The 20,875-nt window shown below is 66.3% G+C and carries 13 protein-coding genes; 9 read left to right on the forward strand and 4 right to left on the reverse strand.

From position 1 onward, the window contains the following. Positions 1-195: 195 nt before the first annotated feature. The 8 genes from ybaL (at position 196) to ACR9ZJ_RS13545 (ending at position 16,068) form a co-directional block, all read left to right on the forward strand. The gene (gene ybaL / locus ACR9ZJ_RS13510) at positions 196-1,851 is read left to right on the forward strand and encodes a YbaL family putative K(+) efflux transporter (protein ID WP_481279512.1); all 1,656 of its coding nucleotides are present in this window, start codon (positions 196-198) and stop codon (positions 1,849-1,851) included. A 70-nt stretch (positions 1,852-1,921) separates the two neighbouring features. After that, positions 1,922-3,748 (forward strand): glycoside hydrolase family 15 protein, encoded by a 1,827-nt coding sequence (locus tag ACR9ZJ_RS13515; protein WP_481288041.1) that lies wholly within the window; start codon positions 1,922-1,924, stop codon positions 3,746-3,748. Further along, positions 3,745-5,574, forward strand: coding sequence for a glucose-6-phosphate dehydrogenase (zwf, locus tag ACR9ZJ_RS13520; protein WP_481279514.1), 1,830 nt, complete (start codon positions 3,745-3,747; stop codon positions 5,572-5,574). Before ACR9ZJ_RS13515 ends, zwf begins: the two co-directional genes overlap by 4 nt. 850 nt (positions 5,575-6,424) lie before the next feature. Continuing rightward, entirely contained in the window at positions 6,425-9,007 is a 2,583-nt protein-coding gene (locus ACR9ZJ_RS13525) for a TonB-dependent receptor (RefSeq protein ID WP_481282667.1), read from the forward strand. Next, entirely contained in the window at positions 9,007-11,661 is a 2,655-nt protein-coding gene (locus tag ACR9ZJ_RS13530; RefSeq protein WP_481288042.1) for a beta-mannosidase, read from the forward strand. Before ACR9ZJ_RS13525 ends, ACR9ZJ_RS13530 begins: the two co-directional genes overlap by 1 nt. After that, a complete protein-coding gene (locus ACR9ZJ_RS13535; protein WP_481279516.1) occupies positions 11,658-13,094 on the forward strand; it encodes a glycoside hydrolase family 125 protein in 1,437 nt (478 codons plus the stop codon). Before ACR9ZJ_RS13530 ends, ACR9ZJ_RS13535 begins: the two co-directional genes overlap by 4 nt. Positions 13,095-13,119: 25 nt before the next feature. Further along, positions 13,120-15,555 carry a GH92 family glycosyl hydrolase gene (locus ACR9ZJ_RS13540; RefSeq protein WP_481288043.1) on the forward strand — a complete coding sequence of 812 codons (2,436 nt, stop codon included), beginning with the start codon at positions 13,120-13,122 and terminating at the stop codon, positions 15,553-15,555. Between the two features lie 81 nt (positions 15,556-15,636). Beyond that, complete coding sequence (locus ACR9ZJ_RS13545) at positions 15,637-16,068, forward strand: hypothetical protein (protein ID WP_481279518.1); 432 nt, start codon at positions 15,637-15,639, stop codon at positions 16,066-16,068. On the opposite strand, the gene ACR9ZJ_RS13550 is transcribed toward ACR9ZJ_RS13545, so the two are convergent. The 4 genes from ACR9ZJ_RS13550 to crcB all read right to left on the reverse strand — a co-directional run bounded on the left by ACR9ZJ_RS13550 (position 16,043) and on the right by crcB (position 19,382). Further along, the gene (locus tag ACR9ZJ_RS13550) at positions 16,043-16,252 is read right to left on the reverse strand and encodes a hypothetical protein (protein WP_306849763.1); all 210 of its coding nucleotides are present in this window, start codon (positions 16,250-16,252) and stop codon (positions 16,043-16,045) included. The two genes, ACR9ZJ_RS13545 and ACR9ZJ_RS13550, sit on opposite strands and share 26 nt — an antisense overlap. An 86-nt stretch (positions 16,253-16,338) precedes the next feature. Further along, complete coding sequence (locus ACR9ZJ_RS13555) at positions 16,339-17,778, reverse strand: MFS transporter (protein WP_481288044.1); 1,440 nt, start codon at positions 17,776-17,778, stop codon at positions 16,339-16,341. A gap of 35 nt (positions 17,779-17,813) precedes the next feature. After that, positions 17,814-18,938: a cyclopropane fatty acyl phospholipid synthase gene (gene cfa / locus ACR9ZJ_RS13560; protein ID WP_481288045.1), complete on the reverse strand. Its 1,125-nt coding sequence runs from the start codon at positions 18,936-18,938 to the stop codon at positions 17,814-17,816. 54 nt (positions 18,939-18,992) lie between these two features. Next, on the reverse strand, positions 18,993-19,382 hold the full coding sequence (crcB, locus tag ACR9ZJ_RS13565) for a fluoride efflux transporter CrcB (RefSeq protein ID WP_426285430.1): 390 nt from the start codon (positions 19,380-19,382) through the stop codon (positions 18,993-18,995). Between the two features lie 114 nt (positions 19,383-19,496). Between crcB and ACR9ZJ_RS13570 the strand changes: the two genes are divergently transcribed. Continuing rightward, positions 19,497-20,753 (forward strand): multidrug effflux MFS transporter, encoded by a 1,257-nt coding sequence (locus tag ACR9ZJ_RS13570; RefSeq protein WP_481288046.1) that lies wholly within the window; start codon positions 19,497-19,499, stop codon positions 20,751-20,753. Positions 20,754-20,875: the final 122 nt, after the last annotated feature.

Consider the following 20,875-nt stretch of genomic DNA (forward strand, 5'->3'; position numbering starts at 1 on the left):
GGGGGTGGGGGGGGGCGCCCCCCCCCGGGCCCCGCGGCGGGGGACCCCCCCCGGGGGGGCCCCCCCACCGGGTGGCTCAACGGAAGTTGCACGGTCTCGCAGGTGGCAGTGGGTTGAGACAAGTCTCACTCATGTGGCGCTTGCGTGGCCCCGCGCTTGCCCCCATTGCTTTCTGGACGACTCAGGGAGCCGCCCATGCACGACGCCACGCCGCTTATCGCCACCATCGTCGGTGGTCTCGTTCTCGCCTTCATCTTCGGCGCGATCGCCCACCGACTGAGGTTGCCTGTCCTGGCTGGCTACCTCGTCGCCGGCGTGGTCGCAGGCCCGTTCACGCCGGGCTGGGTCGCCGATGCGCACATCGCCCAGGAACTCGCGGACCTCGGCGTCATCCTGCTCATGTTCGGCGTGGGCCTGCACTTCTCCCTGAAAGACCTCCTCTCGGTCAAGGCCATCTCCGTTCCCGGGGCCGCGGTGCAGATGGGTGTCGCCACCGGCCTCGGCATGCTGCTGGGCTGGTTGCTCGACTGGCCGCTCGCGCAGGGCTTCGTGTTCGGCCTCGCGCTCTCGGTGGCCAGCACGGTGGTCCTGCTGCGCGCGATGGAGGAACGCCGCCTGCTCGACAGCGATCGCGGCCGCATCGCGGTGGGCTGGTTGATCGTCGAGGACCTGGCGATGGTGTTGGCCCTGGTGCTGCTACCGGCGATCGGCGGGTTCCTCGGTACGGAGAAGGGCGGGGCGGCGACCGACGTGGGCGCCCTGCTGGAGACGGTGGCATGGACCATCGGCAAGGTGGTCGTCTTCGTCGCGTTGATGCTCATCGTCGGCAAGCGCGTGATCCCATGGACGCTCCAGGCGGTCTCGGCCAGCGGCTCGCGTGAACTGTTCCGCCTCGCCGTGCTCGCCATCGCGTTGGGCATCGCGTTCGGCGCGGCCCACCTGTTCGACGTCTCCTTCGAACTCGGCGCCTTCTTCGCCGGCATGATGATGGGCGAGTCGAAATTGTCCCAGCGTGCCGCGGAGGAAACCCTGCCGCTGCGCGATGCCTTCGCCGTGTTGTTCTTCGTGTCGATCGGCATGTTGTTCAACCCGGGCATCCTGCTCGAACACCCCTGGATCGTCCTGGCGGCCTGCCTCATCATCATCGTGGGCAAGTCGGTGGCCGCTTTCGCCATCGTGCGTGCCTTCGGCCGGCCGGCGAAGACGGCGCTCACCATCGCGACCAGCCTCGCGCAGATCGGCGAGTTTTCCTTCATCCTCGCCGGCCTCGGCGTGTCGCTGGGCCTGTTGAGCGAACAGGCGCGCGATGTGTTGCTGGCCGCGGCCATCGTATCCATCCTGGCCAACCCGCTGCTCTTCGTGGCACTCGACCGGTGGATCGCGAAGCACGATTCCGACGCTCCGGAGGATCATCCCGACGCCATCGCCGGGCATACGGTGCTGGTCGGTTATGGCCGCGTCGGCCGCCGTGTGTTCGACGAGCTGCATGCCGCCGGGACGCGAACGCTGGTGATCGAGTCCGACGAGGATGCGGTTCGCGAACTGCGTCGAAAGGACATCGCCGAGATCGTGATCGGCAACGCCGCGGCCGCGCCGGTGCTGGCGGAGGCGAACCTCGCCGGTGCCAGGGCGTTGATCGTCGCCGTGCCCGACCCTTTCGAAGGCGGGCAGATCGTTCGCGCCGCGCGTGCCCTGCGCCCTGACCTCCCCATCGTGGCGCGTGCGCACTCGGTGGAATGCGTCGCCCATCTGGACGGCCTGGGCGCGAGCGACGTGATCTACGGAGAGCAGGAACTTGCGCACAGCATGTTCCAGGCGGCACAGCCACGGCGGACCAGCCCCGCGCATTGATGTGGACACGCCGGCCTAACGGCCCGTTCGTTATCGTCAGGGGACTGGCGGTCGAAACGACGAGGACAGCATGGCATCCCTGATCGAGGACTACGCGATGCTCGGCAATTGCCGAAGCGCCGCACTGGTGGCACGGAACGGTTCGATCGACTGGTTATGCCTGCCCCGCTTCGACTCCGCTTCCTGCTTCGCCGCCCTCGTCGGCGATGAAGGCAACGGCCGATGGCGAATCGCTCCGGCCGATCCCGACGCCGCATGCACGCGCCGATACATCGACGGCAGCCTCGTCCTCGAGACGGAATGGCGTACGGCCACGGGACGGGCGAGGGTCATCGATTTCATGCCGCTCGCCGGCGACCAGGTGGGTGTCACGCGCATCGTGGAGGGCATCGAGGGCCGGGTGGATTTCGAAGCCGTGCTCACGATCCGCTTCGACTACGGCAACGCCGTGCCCTGGGTCAGCCGCCTGGACGAGACCACCCTCACCGCCGTCGCGGGCCCGGACATGCTGGTCGTGCGCAGTCCCGTGGCCGTGGAAGGCGAGGGCATGCACAGCATCGCTCGCTTCGTCGTGGGCAAGGGCGATTCGGTTCCCTTCATGATGGCCTGGGGTCCTTCGCACCTGCCACCGCCCGCCGCGCTCGATCCCCATGCCGAACTGCGCGATTCGCTCGCGTTCTGGGAGGGATGGTCGAACCGCTGCAACGACAGCGGCGAGTGGAGCGAGATCGTCCGCCGTTCGTTGGTGGTGCTCAAGGGGCTGAGCTACCTGCCCACCGGCGGCATCGTCGCGGCGCCCACCACGTCGTTGCCTGAACAACTCGGTGGCCAGCGCAACTGGGACTACCGCTATTGCTGGGCCCGCGATGCCACCTTCGTGCTTTCGGCCCTGGTCAACGCGGGCTATCACGACGAGGCCAGTGCGTGGCGCGATTGGGTGCGTCGCGCGGTGGCCGGATCGCCGGACCAGTTGCAGGTCCTCTATGGCGTGGCCGGCGAACGTCGCCTGGAGGAATACGAGGTGCCCTGGCTCGCCGGCTACGAGGGTGCGAAGCCGGTACGTATCGGCAACGCCGCCTCGGCGCAGTTCCAGCTGGATATCTTCGGCGAACTCGTCGGCGCCTTCGCCCATGCCATCCGCCATGGGGTCACCCTGCAACCGGAGGCCGACGACGTGCAGACGGTGTTCCTGGAGCACCTCGCCGGGATCTGGCGCCAGCCGGACGAGGGCATCTGGGAAATCCGTGGCGAGCCACGCCATTTCGTGCATTCGAAGGTGATGGCCTGGCTGGCGTTCCAGCGCGCCGCCGAACAGGACCGGCACGGTCGTGATCCGGGCTTCACCCGGCGCTGGCGCGCGATCGCGGATGAAATCAAGGCCGACATCCTGGCCAAGGGCGTCGATCCCGCGCGCGGCTGCTTCACCCAGTCGTACGGGTCGACCGAACTGGATGCCAGCCTGCTCCTGGTGACCCTGACCGACTTCCTGCCACCGGACGATCCGCGCATCGTCGCCACGGTGCGGGCGATCGAGGAAGACCTGCTTGTCGAAGGCTTCGTGCGCCGCTACGACACGCGCAGCGGCGTGGACGGCCTGCCCCCGGGAGAGGGTGAGTTCCTGCCATGCAGCTTCTGGCTGGTGGAGAATTACGTATTGCTCGGCCGCTACGACGAAGCACGCGAATTGTTCAAGCGCCTCATCGGGCTCGCGAACGACCTCGGCCTGCTCGCGGAGGAGTACGATCCACGGTCGAAACGACTGCTGGGTAATTTCCCACAAGCCTTTTCACACGTCGCGTTGGTTAATGCCGCTTTCAGTCTTGCGCATTGTTACAGCGCGACGGCAGATGTCCACGCCACCCCCGAAGCCCTCGATCCCCAAGGAGTCCGTGCATGAGCCAAGCCCAACCGAAGCGCGTCGCCTCACGCGCTCACCCGGCCGACCCGTGTACCGTCGTGATTTTCGGCGCCGCTGGTGACCTCACCAGCCGCCTTGTCGTTCCCGCCCTCTACAACATGCGCCGCACCGGCCTGCTGTCCGACAACTTCTCCGTGATCGGCTTCAATCACGGCAAGATGACCGACAACGCCTGGAAGAAGAGCCTGACCACCGCGCTCGAGCGTTTCGTCGGCAACAGCGGCGGCAAGCTCGACGCCGAAGCGTGGGACTGGCTGAGCGGCCAGATGACCTACCACGCCGGCGACTTCGACGACCTCACCGCTTTCCAGAGCCTCGCGATCAAGCTCAAGGATGCGGAGCGCCGCCGCGGCACCAAGGGCAACGTGCTGTTCTACCTCGCCACGCCGGAGCGTTTCTTCGGCGACGTGATCGAAAAACTGCACGAGGCCGGCCTGGTCGACGACGGCGGCCCCGATGGCCAGTGCTGGCGCAGGGTGATCGTCGAGAAACCGTTCGGCCACGACCTCGCTTCCGCGCACGCGCTCAACGAGCGCATCCTCAAGGTGCTGCGCGAAGACCAGATCTACCGCATCGATCATTTCCTCGGCAAGGAAACGGTGCAGAACATCATGGCCTTCCGCTTCGCCAACGGCCTGTTCGAGCCCATCTGGAACCGAGATCGCATCGACCACGTGCAGATCACCGTGGCCGAGACGGTCGGCGTCGAGCGTCGTGGCTCGTTCTACGAGCAGACCGGCGCATTGCGCGACATGGTGCCGAACCACCTGTTCCAGCTGCTGGCGATGGTCGCGATGGAGCCGCCGACCTCGTTCGACGCCGAGGCCGTGCGCACGCGCAAGGCCGAGACCATCGAGGCGATCCGTCCGATCCAGCCCGAGGACGCCGTACGCGGCCAGTACGGCCCCGGCGCGGTGAACGGTGAACTGGCGATCTCCTACCGCGACGAACCGAACGTGGCGCCTGATTCCGTCACCGAGACCTTCGTCGCCATGAAGTTGTCGATCGACACCTGGCGCTGGTCGGGCGTGCCTTTTTACCTGCGTACCGGCAAGCATATGGGCCGGCGCACCACGGAGATCGCGATCCGCTTCAAGTCCGCGCCGTTCGCTCCGTTCCGCGGCACGGGCATGGACGCGTTCGGTCCGGACTGGCTGGTGTTGCAGATCCAGCCCGACGAAGGCATCTCGCTGCAGTTCGACGTGAAGCGCCCCGGCCCGCGCGTCGAACTCGCGCCCGTGCGCATGGACTTCAAGTACGCCGACTGGTTCCGCGCCGAACCCAACGTCGGCTACGAGACCTTGCTGTACGACTGCATGACCGGCGATGCCACCTTGTTCCAGCGGGCCGACATGGTCGAGGCGTGCTGGCGCGCGGTGCAACCGATCCTCGACGACTGGGCCCAGCGCACGCCCGCCGATTTCCCGAACTACGCGTCCGGCAGCGCCGGCCCCGCCTCGGCCGATACCTTGCTGGCCCTGGGTGGACGGTCGTGGCGTCCGCTGAATTCGGCGAACGAACTCAACGCGAGGCGCACGGCGAAGCCCAAGGTGGACGCGCCTTCGCCCGCGCAGAAATCGCCGGAGCGCCGCAAGGCCGTGCAAAAGGCCGCCGCCACGAAGACCTTGCGTAGCACCTCGGTGAAAAAGGCCGCTCCGGCGCGCAAGTCGACGGCGACGAAATCGGTTGCCAGGAAAACGGCGGCCAAGAAAGCTCCGGCCAAGAGAACGGCTACGGCATCCACCAAGCGCGCACCGACCAAGCGTGCTTCGACGACTCGCGGAAAGGGTCCGCGCAAGAAATAGCGCGAGTCCCGAGCTCCCACAAGAAAATTGTGGGAGCCGCTTCAGCGGCGATCCCGCGGCAGCTGGCCAGGTTTGCGGCAAGCACCCATCGCCGCTGAAGCGGCTTCCACAGTCAGGTGGCTCCCACGACCGGCCGGTACCGACCGCTGGCGGAGGCATTTCAGCCCCATGGGGCCTGCTACCTCTATCGAGGGATGGCAGGGCGTTTCTCTCGTGCGTGTGGTCGGCCGTTCCCTCCGCACAGCCAGGAAAACAACGGCCGAACCTGCGATTTTCGCGCTGCATCGCAGCAAAGCCGCCGGTTTGCACGGCATGGCGTTTGGCGTTCGCAGCTATGCGGCAAAAAGCCTTGGTGGAAAAGCCACTTACGGTTGATCGTCACGTGTATGGCGCTTCCATGGATCGATCCAAATCGTGCCGGAGAATTTCCGCACTGCACTATTTCTTCGATTTTATTATTTCTATTTATGACAATGATTTACGTCAAACCTGCCGTCTTTAGATCGAGTTAAAAATCGGTTGACAACGTTGTCAGCGGCCCCTAAAAATCCGCTCAGTCACACCACTGCAATAGCGACGACGACGCAAGCGGGCCGTGCCGGCCATGTACGGCGATCGCGGTAGGGCGCAGGGCAAGAAACCAAAAATCCAATGGAACGAACGGTAGCGAACGCGGGCCTCGGCCTGCGCGGTGGCGTTCGTTCCGAAGAAGACACCACGCAGGGAAGGGGGGCGGATGCGCGAGCGTCGTCTCCTTGACTGTGATCATTTCCAGGAGATCGATGTGAACCACCGAATCAGCACGCTATCCATGGCCATCATGGCTGGCCTGTTCGCCACGGGTAGCGCCATGGCGCAGGACGCGGCGACCCCCGCTCCCGCCGCCGCGACGGCGAAGAAGAACGAGCCGGCCGCGGCGCCGGGTTCGGAGGCGAACGTCCAGGATGCCGCGAATCTCAACGGCATCACGGTCACGGGTATCCGCGCCAGCCTGCAGAAGTCGCTCGACCTGAAGCGCAACGCCGATTCGATCGTCGACGCGATTTCCGCCGAAGACGTGGGCAAGTTCCCCGACACCAATGTGGCCGAGTCGCTTTCCCACCTGCCGGGCCTCAGCGTCGATCGCAACTTCGGCGAAGGCGACAAGGTCAGCATCCTGGGCACCGATCCGGCGCTGAACCGCCTGATGCTCAACGGCCAGACCGTGGCCTCGACGAACTGGACCTCGGACCCGAACAACCCGGACAGCCGTTCGTTCAACTACAGCCTGCTCGCCTCGGAAATCATCGGTAACGCCCAGGTCTACAAGACCCCGCAGGCGAACATCGATGAAGGCAGCATCGGCGGCACGGTCATCGTCAACACGCGCCGTCCGCTCGACCTGCCCGCGAACACGCTCACCGGCAGCGTCAGCTATGGCTATAACGACCGCGCCGACAAGGGCAAGCCGAACGCTTCGGTGCTGTATAGCTGGAAGAACAAGGACAGCACCTTCGGCGTGATCGGCTCGCTGATGCATTCGGACCGGATCATCGACCGCCAGGGCACCGAGATCTTCGGCTACCAGCGCGTGAACGATCCCACCGACACCAACCCGGACCACCAGTTCAATCCGTCCGTGGTCCCGGCCGACGCCAAGGGCGTCTATCCCACCGCGATCAACACCGCCTGGTTCCAGCAGCGCCGCACGCGCGACGGCGTGTCGACCGGCCTGCAGTGGAAGCCGAACGACGCGTTCGAACTGAACTTCACCGGCCTGTACGTCACCGAGAAGTTCAACAACTTCAACCAGAGCCACTACGGCGAGTGGTCGGGTTCGGCCGCCAACGCCACCGCGCTGGGCTTCAACAACGGCGTCGCCACCAGCGGCAGCTACAACGCCAACACCTCGACCTACCTCGACGGCTACGAGCGCGACTCGACCGTGAACACCGGCGTCGCCCAGCTGCGCGCCGACTGGTTCGGTGACGGCTGGACCGCGTCGAGCCAGATCGGCTACACCGGTTCCACGGGCGGTTCCGACGGCATCTGGAACATGCAGTTCCAGGGCTTCGGCGGCTTCGACTGGAACCTCAAGGGCCAGCATCCGCAGATCAACTACAACAGCGCGGACGATGCCTCCGCGATGCTCGCCCATGGCGCCGGCTACAGCTACGCGCCGAGCTACGACCGCGAGCGTTACTTCCAGGCTGACTTCGCCCACGACGTCAGCTGGGGCCCGCTGAACCAGATCGAGGTCGGCATCAAGGCCACCAATCACCTGGACGGCCAGGACGCCTACGCGGCGCGCCTGCCCAGCCAGGACGGCAGCGGCGTCTCGCTGGCCGACTTCGCCGACGGCGGCACGCCCAGCGGCTACCTCGACGGCCTGAGCTCCTCCGGCAACATGGGCAACTGGACCACGATCGACCCGGGCCTGATGAAGGCCTATGTGCAGAGCCTGAAGAATGGCACGGTGTCGCTCGATCCGAAGGCCACCTACAGCGTCGCCGAGCAGAACCGCGCGTTCTACATCCAGGGCGACTTCGCCGGTGACGACTATCGCGGCAACCTTGGCGTGCGCTACTTCCGCACCCGCGATACCGTGAATGGCTACAACGCGATCGGCCCGGACGTCTATGGCGCCGTGAACAAGCGCAGCACGTACCACGACTGGTTGCCCTCGTTCAACATCGCCTACGACGCGGCCGACAACCTGACCCTGCGCTTCGCCGCGGCGAAGACCATCGCCCGCCCGCGCTACCAGCAGATGACGCCGTATGTCGCGCTGGACGACCGCACGTTGACCGGCTCGCGTGGCAACACCGACCTGGGCCCGTACAAGTCGACCAACTACGGCGCGTCGGCCGAGTGGTACTTCTCGGAAAACAGCGTGCTCGCCGCGGAACTGTTCTTCCGTCGCATCTCCGGCTACATCCTCAACACCAATGTCGCCGAGACGCATTACAACCTGACCAACCTGCGTGACGACGTGTACCAGATGCAGGTGCCGATCAACGCCGGCGTGGCCAAGGTGAAGGGCGCATCGCTCAGCTACCAGCAGAATTTCCGCTACGGCTTCGGGCTCCTCGCCAATTACACCTACTCCGACGCGGACACCAGCAACGATTTCCCGTTGCCGTACAACTCGAAGAACTCGTTCAACCTGTCGCCGTTCTACGAGCAGGGCCCGTGGAGCGCCCGCGTGACCTATAGCTGGCGTTCCTCGTACTTCACCTCGATCGCCCAGTTGCAGTCGCAGCAGATCACGGGCATCTTCCGTGAACTCGATGCTTCGGTGGGTTACCAGGTGAACGAACACATCCGCGTGTCGCTCGACGCCACCAACCTGCTGGACGAGACGTACTTCGTCTACAACAACACGCCGAGCCAGCCGCTCAATGCCTACAAGAACGGCCGCACGTACATGATGACGCTGGGCTTCAAGCTGTGATGCGCCGCGCGTCGCTGGCGTTGGCGGCCTGGCTCATCGCCGGCGTCGCCGGCGCGGCCACGCCGGTGGAGAAAGACCTCTCCGCCGGCTGGCGGTTCCGCCTCGCTCCCGGGGCGGAGGACCAGCACGCGCGAGCCATGTCCTGCAATGGATCCTGTGAGCGCTTCAGGGACTGGCAGCCGGCCGTCGTGCCGGGTGCCGTCCAGACGGACCTGCTCGCGCTGGGGCGGATCGGTGATCCGTTCTGGCGCGACAACGAGGCCGGCCTGCAATGGATCGGCCTCACCGACTGGGATTACCAGCTGGATTTCCAACTCGACGCGGCCGCGCTGAAGCGCGACCACGTCGATCTCGTTTTCGACGGCCTCGACACGTTCGCCGAGGTCAGCCTCAACGGCAGGAAACTGCTCGCGGCGGACAACATGTTCCGCCGCTGGCGCCTGCCGGTGAAGGGCAGCCTGCACGCCGGCACCAATACGTTGCAGGTGCATTTCCAATCCCCGATCGCACGGCTCCAGCCCTGGCTGATGAAGCAGCCGTACTCGTTGCCGGGTGAGTTCGACTCGGCGTTCGGCGACGAGCCCAAGGGCAAGCAGACCTCCAACTATGTTCGCAAGGCGAACTATCAGTACGGCTGGGATTGGGGTCCGCGCTACGTCACCATGGGTATCTGGCGCCCGGTCCGGCTGGAAAGCTGGGACGGATGGCGCGTGGCCGACCTGCATATTGCACAGGCGAAGGTGGACGAGGCCACGGCCGACCTGCAGGCGCAGCTCGATGTCCGCGCGGACAAGGCCGGGCGAGCCACGGTGAAGGTCGAGTGGACCGCGCCCGATGGCCGCCATGGTGAACAGACGCGGGATGTCGCGCTGAAAGCCGGCGAGAACCATGTCGCCGTGCCGGTGGCCATCGACCGTCCGCAGCGCTGGTGGCCGGTGGGCTACGGCGAGCCCAACCTCTACCGTTTCCATGCGGCTGTCGCCGTCGATGGCGCGACCGTCGCCGAGGCGGAGCGCGAAACCGGCCTGCGCAGCGTGGAGCTGCGCCGCGAGAAGGATCAGTGGGGCAGGGGCTTCGCCTTCGTGGTCAATGGCGTGCCGATCTTCGCCAAGGGCGCCAACCTCATCCCGTTCGACAGCTTTCCTTCCCGCGTGACGCCCGAACGCATGCAGGCGATCCTGCAGTCGGCGCACGACGCCAACATGAACATGTTGCGCATGTGGGGCGGCGGCACGTACCAGGACGACGCCTTCTATGCGATGGCGGACCGGCTCGGCCTGATGATCTGGCAGGACTTCATGTTCGGTGGCGCGATCACGCCGTATGACGACGCCTTCCGCGAGAACACGCGTATCGAGGCGCTGGAGCAGGTCACGCGTCTGCGCGACCATCCGTCGATCGTGTTGTGGGCGGGTAACAACGAAGTGCAGACCGGCTGGGACGACTGGCCGGATCGCGAGGATTTCCGCAAGTTCGTCAACGCCGACGAGGTCAAGCGGATCGACGACGGCATGCGCGAGCTCTTCGGCGGCACCTTGCGCAAGGTGGTGAACGAGCTGTCGCCGGGCACGCCTTACTGGGCCAGCTCGCCGAGCACCGATTTCGAGGGCCCCGCCAACGTCGAGAACGACGGCGACGTCCATTACTGGAAGGTCTGGTCCGGCTCCGAACCGATCTCCCACTACCTCGATATCACGCCTCGCTTCCAGTCCGAGTACGGCCTGCAATCGTTCCCCGTGATGGCCACGATCAAGGCCTTCGCCCAGGCGGACGACATGCAGCCCGAGTCGAAGGTGATGCGGGCGCACCAGAAGTTCGCGAACGGTGACGGCAACCAGCGCCTGCTGCTGTACATCCGCCAGGAATACGGCGAACCGAAGGACTTCCCCTCGTTCGTGTACCTGAGCCAGGTGATGCAGGCCGAAGGCATCGAGCTGGCCGCCGAGCACCTGCGCAGCGCGCGCCCGCGCAACATGGGCACGCTGTACTGGCAACTCAACGACGTATGGCCCGGCGCGTCGTGGGCCAGCGTCGACTACTTCAATCGCTGGAAAGCCTTGCAGTTCCACGCCAAGCGCTTCTACGCGCCGGTGGACGTGGTACCGCTGCGCAGGGACGGCAAGACGGATGTCTTCGCCGTGTCCGACCGCACCGATGCGTTCGACGCCACGCTGCGTACTCGTGTCTACGACATGGGCGGCAAGCTGTTGCGCGAAGAGAACACACCCGTGAAGGCCGCCGCGCTGTCCAGCACGCCGGTCGCCAGTCTCGATGACGCCGCCCTGCTCAAGGGGGCCGATCCGCGGCATACCGTGGTGTCGTTCGACCTGATGGAGCAAGGCAAGGTCGCCGCGCATCACCTGCTGTATTTCGGCGCGGCACGCATGCTGGCGTTGCCGGCGCAACCAGGGCTCGACATCGCGGTTCGCGCCGGGGCACGGGGACCGCTGCTGAGCGTGAGCGCGAAGCGTCTCGCCCGTGCGGTGTGGATCGATACCGGCGACCTCGACGTGCGCTTGTCGAACAATGCGTTCGATCTTCTGCCGGGCGAGAGCGTCGAGATCACCGTCGATGGCAAGGTCGACATCGACGCGCTTCGTCGCGCGGTCACGATACGTTCGCTCGTGGATGCCCTGAAGGAGACCAAGCCGTGAACCCAAGCCGCCGCAACCTGATCAAGTGGCTGTCGCTCGTGCCTGGCGCGGCGGCGGTCGGTGGAGTAGGCACGGTCGCCTTCGCCGCCTCGCGCTTCCCGAGCAAGCGTCCACCCGTGGGCAAGCGCAAGTTCACCAGCGAGGCGGTGGAGAGCCTGATCGCCTCGACGAAGAAGAAGATCGCCGATCCCGAACTGGCCTGGCTGTTCGAGAACTGCTTCCCGAACACGCTCGATACCACGGTGGAAGTCGGTCGCCTCGATGGCTACGAGGACACCTTCGTCGTCACCGGCGACATCGACGCGATGTGGTTGCGCGATTCCTCGGCCCAGGTGTGGCCCTACCTTCCGTTGGTGGCGAAGGATGAAGCCCTGCGCAAGCTGTTCCGCGGGCTGATCCGCCGCCAGTCGCGCTGCATCTCGATCGACCCCTACGCGAACGCCTTCCTGCCCGACCCCAAGGGCAAGAGCAAGCTGGAATGGGCGCAGGCCGACCAGACCGACATGCGGCCGGGGGTGGCCGAACGTAAGTGGGAGATCGACTCGCTGTGCTACCCGGTGCGCCTCGCGCACGGCTACTGGCAGGCCACGGGCGACCGCGAACCTTTCGACGAGTCCTGGCGCGCCGCGACGCGGCTCATCGTCGCCACCTTCCGCGCACAGCAGCGCAAGGACGGCACCGGTCCTTACCAGTTCCAGCGGCCGTCGCCGAATCCGACCGAAAGCCAGTTCCTCCACGGCTACGGCCAGCCTACGCGGCCCGTGGGCATGATCCACGCGATGTTCCGTCCTTCGGACGACGCCACGCTGTATCCGTTCAATATCCCCGGCAACCTCTTCGCCGTGGTGACGCTGCGCCGCCTCGCGCAGATGCATGGCACCTTCTTCGGCGACCAGTCCTTCGCGAGCGAGTGCCATGCGCTGGCCGACGAGATTGCCGGTGCCGTGGAGAAGTACGGCACGATCCAGGGCGAGCATGGCGATTATTGGGCCTACGAAGTGGACGGCTATGGCAACCAGCTGTTCATGGACGACGCCAACGTGCCGAGCCTGCTCGCATTGCCCTACCTGGAGTGCACGGGCCGGGACGCCCGCTACGAGCGCACGCGCGCGCAGGTCTGGAGCACGGCGAATCCGTACTTCTTCAAGGGCACGGCCGGTGAGGGCGTCGGCGGTCCGCACGAGGGCCTGCGCATGATCTGGCCGATGTCGATCATGATGAAAGCCTTCACCACCGACGATACGGCCGAGATCCGCCAGTGCCTGCACTGGCTGAAGACGACCCACGCCGGTACCGGCTTCATGCACGAAGCGTTCGACCAGGACGACCCGAAGCAATTCACCCGCTCGTGGTTCGCCTGGGCCAATACCTTGTTCGGCGAGCTGGTGGTCCATCTCGCCGACAAGCAACCCGATTCCCTGCGGCGCGTCTGACGCGCCGCCCGAACTGGAGCGATTCATGGTTACCCGTCGACGTTTTCTGCAAGGAATGGCCGCCTTCACGGCACTGGGTCAGGTCGGTTCCCTCACCGCGCTGGCCAGTGGCGTGCAAGAAGGCCTGGACGCGTCCTCCGCCAGCGGCGGCACCGCTGCGGAAGGCGTCTTGCGTTACGTCGACGTCTTCGTCGGCACGGGCGGCCACGGTCACACCTTTCCGGGTGCGACGCGGCCGTTCGGCATGGTCCAGCTGAGCCCGGACACATACAACGCGCAGTGGGACGCCTCGTCCGGCTATCACCAGGGCGATGGCTCGATCATGGGCTTCTCGCACACGCACCTGTCCGGCACCGGTGCCGCCGACATGCTCGATTTCCTGGTGATGCCTTCGATGGGGCCGGTGCGCCTGCAGCCGGGTGATCGCGATTTCGACGGCGTGAACTACACGTCCCGTTTCGACGCGAAACGCCAGGGCGACGGCAAGCCGGCCAAGGGCTACAAGACGGGCGTGAAGGGCTACCGTTCGCATTACACGAGCGAAGCGGCGCACCCGGGCTACTACCGGGTGAAGCTCACCCAGCACGACATCCTCGCCGAACTCACGGCTACGCTGCGCGCGGGCATGCACCGCTACACCTTCGGCAAGGACGGCGACGCCCACCTGCTGCTGGACATGACTCACGGCTACCAGGACGACATGGACAAGCCGACCCGTCTGAGCGACGTGGAACTCACCGTGGTCGGCAACGACACGATCGTCGGTGGCCGGCGGGTGTACCAGTGGGCGAGCGGGCGTGTCATCTACTTCGCCATGAAGGTGTCGCGGCCGATCGCCAGCGCCACGCTTTACGAGAACGACAAGCCGGCGCCGAAGGGAACGACCACGGTCAAGGGCGACCATCTCAAGGCGGCCCTGCACTTCGACAAGGCGTCGAGCGAGCCGCTGCTGGTGAAGGTCGGCATTTCCGGCGTGGATATCGATGGCGCCATGCGCAACCTCGAAGGCGAGATCCCGGGCTGGGATTTCGACGGCGTGCGTGCCTCGGCCGAGGCGGAGTGGGAACGCGAACTGTCGAAGATCCGCATCGCCTCCTCCTCGGACAAGGTGAAGCGCACGTTCTACAGCTCGCTGTACCACACGATGCTCGCGCCCACGGTGTTCAGCGACATCGACGGCCGTTACCGCGGCATGGACCGCGCGGTGCACACGCTGCCCGAGGACCGGCACAACTACAGCACCTACTCGCTGTGGGATACCTATCGCGCCGAGCATCCCTTGTTCACCCTGTACCAGTCCGAGCGCGTGCCCGACCTGGTCGACGGACTCGTCCGTCTTGCCGTGGAAAGCCCCAGTGGCGCGCCGGTATGGCCTCTGCAAGGCGTGGAGACGGTCTGCATGATCGGCTACCACTCCGCCGTGGTGCTGGCCGAGGCGCAGGCCAAGGGCTTCACCGGCATCGACTACATGAAGGCGTGGCCGGTGTTCCGCCGCCGCGCCATGCAGGACGACTACTTCGGCCTGCCGTACTACCGCAAGCTCGGCTACATCCCCAGCGAGAAGGAAGGCGAGGCGGTCAGCAAGACGCTCGAATACGCCTATGACGACTGGGCGGTGGCGCACATGGCCGAAGCGCTCGGTCATGCCGACGACGCGTCGTTGCTGCGCAAGCGCTCGCAGAACTACCGCAACGTGTTCGACAAGGACACGCAGTTCATGCGCCCGCGCGCCGAGGACGGTACCTGGCTGCAGCCCTTCGATCCGATCGCCATCGGCCATTCGAACCGGTGGCGCGATTTCACCGAATCGAACGCGTGGCAGGCCACCTTCCTCAACCAGCACGACGTGTACAACTACATGGGCCTGTTCGGTGGCGAGGAAGGCTTCGAGAAGAAGCTCGACGCCTTGTTCAATGCCGACCCGACCCTGCCGGACAACGCGCCGCCGGACATCGCCGGCATGGTCGGCCAGTACGCCTTCGGCAACGAGCCAGGGCATCACATGCCTTATCTCTACGCGTACACGGGTGCCCACCACAAGACGCAGGCGCGCGTGCGCATGCTGCTCGAGACCATGTACCTGCCCGAGCCCGACGGCCTTCCCGGCAACGAGGATTGCGGCCAGATGAGCGCCTGGTACGTGATGAGCGCCATGGGCCTGTACGCCGTCGACCCGGTCAGCACGAACTACGTTTTCGGCAGCCCGCTGCTCGACCGCGCGGAAGTGCAGGTCGGTGGGGGCCGGGTACTGGTCATCGAGGCGAAGGACAACGGCCCCGGCCGCCCGTACATCCAGTCGGTGAGCTGGAACGGCAAGCCGTGGACGAAGAGCTGGATCCCGCACAAGGAACTGGCCGCCGGCGGTACGCTGAGCTTCGTCATGGGCGAGACGCCGAACGAATCCTTCGGCAAGGCCATGGCCGATCGTCCGCCCTCGTTCGGCGAGGTGGCGCAGGGCTGATCCCCGCCGTTCACGATCGGTAGACCCTCGTACCGACACTCTGGCCCAGCCGGGAGGATCCGGCTGGGGAAGGGGAGTGCCATGTCGTACGCGGGACGCATGTATTTTCGGGCCTACCTGCCGGGTGCGCTCGCCCTGGCCGGTGGCGCACTCGCCGCCGCCGGCCTGAAGGCGGCGCAGCAGTTACCGGGCGAATTCGGCACCCTTTCCCTCTACTCGAACCTGCCGGGCTGGACCTTCGCGGGCGGCCTCGCGGTCGCGCTGAGCGTCGCCGCGGTGCAGACCGTGCGTCTTCGCCTGTGGGAGCGGGGCGCCATCGCCGGGTGCTATGTGTGCGGTTGCCTGCTCGGCGTGCCGCGCGCGGCGCGACACGGGCTGGGCATGACCCGGCATTGCCTGGGTTGCGGCAAGGTGCACGGCGTGAACCATCGGCTATCGCCGAACGTGGTTCCCCTGGCGGTGGCCGTGAAGGACACCGCCACGCCGGTCAGGAGCGTACGTTCGTCACCGTGATGCGGTGACCGATCCGCTCTAGCAGCGCGCGCAGCGCCTCGGCGTCTTCCAGGCTCGTATCGTCCTCGAGCGACAGCCACACGGTGTCGCCGGACAGGCCGTGCACCTTTTCGTTGAACTCGATCTCGATGGCGACCTTTCCGCCCGGCTGGACCACCGATACCTCGAAGTTACGCTGCTGCACGCCCTGTATTCCCCTGGTGGACTGACTGGATGGGTTAGGTAGGCATTTTACCGGTACGGCGGGGAAAGTGCTGTCCGCGTCCCCAACTAGTCGTCGGCGCGCCCGAGCGGCGCGGCGACGTCTTCCAGCGAACGGCGTTCGGCCGCGATTCCGAGCAGGACCGCCGCGGCCGCGCCGACCAGCATGAGGAAGGCACCGAGGGCATAGCCCCAGCCGATGGCCGCCCGCTCGCCCGTGCCGATCAGGCTGCCGAACAGCCATGGGCCCACGACGCCGCCCAGCGCCGTGCCGAAGGCGTAGAACAGGGCGATGGCCAAGGCCCGCAGTTCCAGCGGGAAACTCTCGCTTACCGTCAGGTAGGCGGAGCTGGCCGCCGCCGAGGCGAAAAAGAACACGACGCTCCAGGCCACCGTCTGGCTGCGCGCATCGAGCATGCCGTGCACGAAAAGCCACGCGGTGGCGAACAACAGCAGGCCGGACAGCGTGTAGGTGATGGCGATCATCGGGCGGCGGCCCACGCTGTCGAACAACCTCCCGAGCAGCAGCGGCCCGAGGAAGTTGCCCGCCGCGAAGGGCAGCAGGTAGAGCCCGACGTCCGCATCGGCGACACCGTAGAAGCGGCCGAGCACCAGCGCGTAGGTGAAGAAGATCGCGTTATAGAAGAAGGCCTGGGTCGCCATCAGGACCAGCCCGAGCACGGTACGTTTCGGGTACAGGCGAAACAGCGTGGAGGCGACGTCGGCCATGGTCAGCCCGTGCGGCCGCAGCCGCAGCCTCGCCAGCGGACGGTCCGGCGGCGCGACGCCCATGCGTCGCTCGATCTCGGCGACGATCGCTTCCGCCTCGCCGATGCGTCCCCTCAGCATCAGCCAGCGTGGGCTCTCCGGTATCCAGTGGCGGAGCAGGAGGATGCCGAGCCCGAGCACGGCGCCCAGGCCGAAGGTGAGCCGCCAGCCGATTTCCGCCGACACCCAGCCCGAGTCCAGCAGGACGACCGCGCCCAGGGCGCCGGCGGCCGCGCCGAGCCAGAAGCTGCCGTTGATCACCAGGTCGGTATGGCCACGGTAACGCGCGGGAATCAGTTCCTGGATCGCCGAGTTGATCGCGGCGTACTCGCCGCCGATGCCGGCACCGGTGAGCAGGCGGAAGAGGGCGAAGGTCAGGAAGTCCGGGGAGAGCGCCGTGGCCGCGGTGGCGGCGAGGTAGAGGCCCAGCGTCACGGTGAACAGTTTCTTCCGGCCCAGCCGGTCGGTAAGCCATCCGAAGAACAAGGCGCCGGCGACCGCACCCACCAGGTAGAGGCTGGCCGCGAGGCCGACCTGCATGTCGGTGAGGTGGAGCACGGGGCTCGATTTCAGGGCGCCGGCGATCGAGCCGGTGATGGTGACCTCGAGGCCGTCCAGTACCCAGGTGATCCCCAGCGCCACGACGACGAGGGTATGGAAGCGCCCCCAGCGCAGCCGGTCGAGCCGCGCGGGGACATCGGTTTCCACGACCTCGTCGCGGGCGACGCCTTGTGGGTTCATGCCCCGACCCTAAGGCGCGGGAAGTCATGGGGACGTCAGCGCGGGACCCGGTACCCGCCCCGCACGCCCTGTGGCGACAGGGTGAGCTGCCACAACTGGTCGCGGCGGCTGCGGAACACACCGGCCGAGCAGCCCAGGTAGAAGCGCCACATGCGCCGGAAGCGTTCGTCGTAACTGGCCGAAAGCCGTGGCCATGCCGCCTCGAAGTTGGCCGTCCACGCCATCAGGGTACGGTCGTAATCGGCGCCGAAGTTGTGCCAGTCCTCGACCACGAACAGGCCTTCCAGCGCGGCGGAGACCTGGCTCATCGCCGGGATCACCGAGTTGGGGAAGATGTATTTCTCGATCCATGGGTCGGGCCGTCCCGGCGCGCCGTTGCTGCCGATGCTGTGCAGCAGCGCGAGGCCATCCGCTCGCAGGCAACGCCGGGCCACCTCGAACCAGGTCCTGTAGTTCTTGCCGCCGACGTGCTCGAACATGCCGACGGAAAGGATGGCGTCGAAGCGCTCGTCGAGCTCGCGGTAATCCTGCAGGCGTATTTCCACCGGCAGGCCCTCGCACAGCGCGCGGGCGTATTCCGCCTGCTCCTTCGATATGGTGACGCCGACGCCGCTCACGCCGTAGCGTTCCGCCGCGAACTTCAGTGCCTCGCCCCAGCCGCAGCCGATGTCGAGGATGCGCTGGCCGGGTTTCAGCTGGAGCTTGCGGCAGATCAGGTCGAGCTTGGCTTCCTGCGCGTCGTCGAGGTTGTCCGCCTGGGCCCAGTAGCCGCAGGAGTACACCAGCCGCTTGCCGAGCATGGCCTCGAACAGGTCGTTGCCCAGGTCGTAGTGCTGGCGGCCGACCTCCCAGGCGTGCTCGCCGCGCTGGAGGTTGAGGAAGCGCGCCTTGAGGTGGGCGATCAGCGTGTCGAGCGTGCGCAACGAGTCGTCGAGGTGCGACGACAGTACGCGTGTGAAGAAACCGGACATGTCGGCGACATCCCACCAGCCGTCCATGTACGACTCGCCGAGTCCGAGCGAGCCGTGGGCGAAGACGCGGGCGTAGGTGCGCTCGTCGTGGATCGCGATGTCGGTGGGGCGGTCGCCGCCGATGGTGACCCCCGCGTGTTCGAGGAGATCCTGTGCACGTGCCTTGAGAGAAGAAGAATCGTGGTTCATCGATTGATTGATTCCCTGGTGACCCTCTCGCCGCCCCGCGCGGCGTGGCGCTGGTTAGAAGTGTTTCAATACTCCGCGTGCGATGCCCAGGCCGGCGATCGTCATGAGGATCGAACCGACGAGGTTGAGTCCGACATGCGCGGCGAACCAACCGTATTGCTGGCGCAGCAGCAGGGCGGTAGTTTCGGCCGAGAACGTCGAAAAAGTCGTGAGGCCGCCGAGAAATCCGGTGGCGACCAGCAGGCGCGCCTCGACGGGCAGCGTCTGGAAATGGTCGAACACGCCGAGGGTCAGGCCCATGAGGAAGCCGCCGAGCAGGTTGGCGGCCAGGGTCCCCAACGGAAGCGTGGGGAACAGGGGGTTGAATACGACGGCCAGCCACCAACGCAGCCAGCAGCCCAGCATGCCGCCTATCCCGACGGCCAGGAAACCGGTGTAACCCACGTTACCCCCGATGGAGATCGATGGATCGATTATGGGCCTTCGCCCGCCCCACGGCGAGGGTCCGACCTCTTGCCGCTATACTCGCAAGACTTCCCCGCACGGCCTTGCAGGACCATGTCCTCCGCGACCCGCGATCCGCGTCGCCATCTGCCGTTATTGCTCGCGGCCCTGTCGATGATCGGGCCGTTCTCGATCGACGCCATCTTTCCGGGCTTTCCGGACATCGGCCGCGACTTCGGCGTGGGCGACGTCGCCTTGCAGCAGTTGCTCAGCGTGTACCTGCTCGCGTATGCCGTGATGAGCCTGTTCCACGGCGCGCTGTCCGACGCCTATGGACGCAAGCCCGTGATCGTCACGGCCATGGCCATCTACACCGTTGCCTCGGTGGGTGCCGCGCTGGCCCCGGGTTTCACCTTCCTCCTGGGCTGCCGCGTGTTGCAGGGCATGTGCGGCGGCGCCGGCATCGTGGTGGGCCGCGCCGTGGTCCGCGACACGATGCACGGCGAGGAAGCGCAGCGGATGATGTCGAAGGTGATGATGATCTTCGGCGTCGCGCCGGCGATCGCCCCGATCGTGGGTGCCTGGCTGCTCGGCATCGACGGCTGGCGCGGCATCTTCTGGGCCTTGTCGGCGTTCACGACGGCGCTGACCCTGGGCGTCGCGTATTTCCTGGTGGAATCGCACCCGGGGGAGCGGCGCACGGTGTTTCGTCCGCGGCCGCTGCTTGCTGGCTACCTGCGCATCGCCCGCGACCTGCCGTTCTGGCCACTGGCGCTCGCGAGTTCGGTCAATTTCGCCGGCCTGTTCCTCTATATCGCCTCGGCGCCGCGCGTGATCCGTGACCTGCTCCACCTGGGCGCGGACGGATTTCCCTGGCTGTTCGTGCCGGTGGTGACGGGCATGGTCACGGGAGCCTTCATTTCCGGGCGGGTGGCGGGGCAGGTGAGCGCGGCGCGCACCGTCGCGTGGGGTTATGCCGCGATGCTCTCTTCGTGCGCCATCAACCTGGCTTTCGCCTTGACGCTCGATGCGCCGCGCGTGCCATGGTCGACGGTACCGCTGATGCTCTACGGCTGCGGGGTGCAGCTTGCCTTCCCCACGCTGACCCTGCTCCTGCTCGACCGTTTTCCCGAGCAACGCGGCGGCGTGTCATCGGTGCAGGCCTTCGGCAGCCTGATCCTGACGGCACTGGTAGCGGGTGTGCTCTCGCCGGCGCTCTCGGGCGGCATGCTGACTCTCGGCCTGGGCGCCATGTCGCTCTGCCTGCTTGGACTGGCCGCCTGGGTCGCCTATCTCCACCTGGAACGCCGTGGCCTCGCCCGTGCGAAAGCCGAAGGTATGGATGCCTGGAGCGTGGAACCGGGAATGTAGAAACCGAGAGTGGTGGACCCAGAGAGTGGTGAACCCCAAGAGCGGGTGGGAGCCGACCCTGTCGGCGATGGGTGCTCGCCGTAACCTCTGTCTCTTATACACATCTCCGAGCCCACGAGACC

Source organism: Luteibacter sp. KNZ12-1A, assembly GCF_056755675.1.

Excerpts from the sequence above, each read along its gene's own strand:
- ybaL (WP_481279512.1), top strand. The coding sequence starts at position 196 with ATGCACGACGCCACGCCGCTTATCGCCACCATCGTCGGTGGTCTCGTT.
- ACR9ZJ_RS13515 (WP_481288041.1), top strand. The coding sequence starts at position 1,922 with ATGGCATCCCTGATCGAGGACTACGCGATGCTCGGCAATTGCCGAAGC.
- zwf (WP_481279514.1), top strand. The coding sequence starts at position 3,745 with ATGAGCCAAGCCCAACCGAAGCGCGTCGCCTCACGCGCTCACCCGGCC.
- ACR9ZJ_RS13525 (WP_481282667.1), top strand. The coding sequence starts at position 6,425 with ATGGCGCAGGACGCGGCGACCCCCGCTCCCGCCGCCGCGACGGCGAAG.
- ACR9ZJ_RS13530 (WP_481288042.1), top strand. The coding sequence starts at position 9,007 with ATGCGCCGCGCGTCGCTGGCGTTGGCGGCCTGGCTCATCGCCGGCGTC.
- ACR9ZJ_RS13540 (WP_481288043.1), top strand. The coding sequence starts at position 13,120 with ATGGTTACCCGTCGACGTTTTCTGCAAGGAATGGCCGCCTTCACGGCA.
- ACR9ZJ_RS13545 (WP_481279518.1), top strand. The coding sequence starts at position 15,637 with ATGTCGTACGCGGGACGCATGTATTTTCGGGCCTACCTGCCGGGTGCG.
- ACR9ZJ_RS13555 (WP_481288044.1), bottom strand. The coding sequence starts at position 17,778 with ATGAACCCACAAGGCGTCGCCCGCGACGAGGTCGTGGAAACCGATGTC.
- cfa (WP_481288045.1), bottom strand. The coding sequence starts at position 18,938 with ATGAACCACGATTCTTCTTCTCTCAAGGCACGTGCACAGGATCTCCTC.
- ACR9ZJ_RS13570 (WP_481288046.1), top strand. The coding sequence starts at position 19,497 with ATGTCCTCCGCGACCCGCGATCCGCGTCGCCATCTGCCGTTATTGCTC.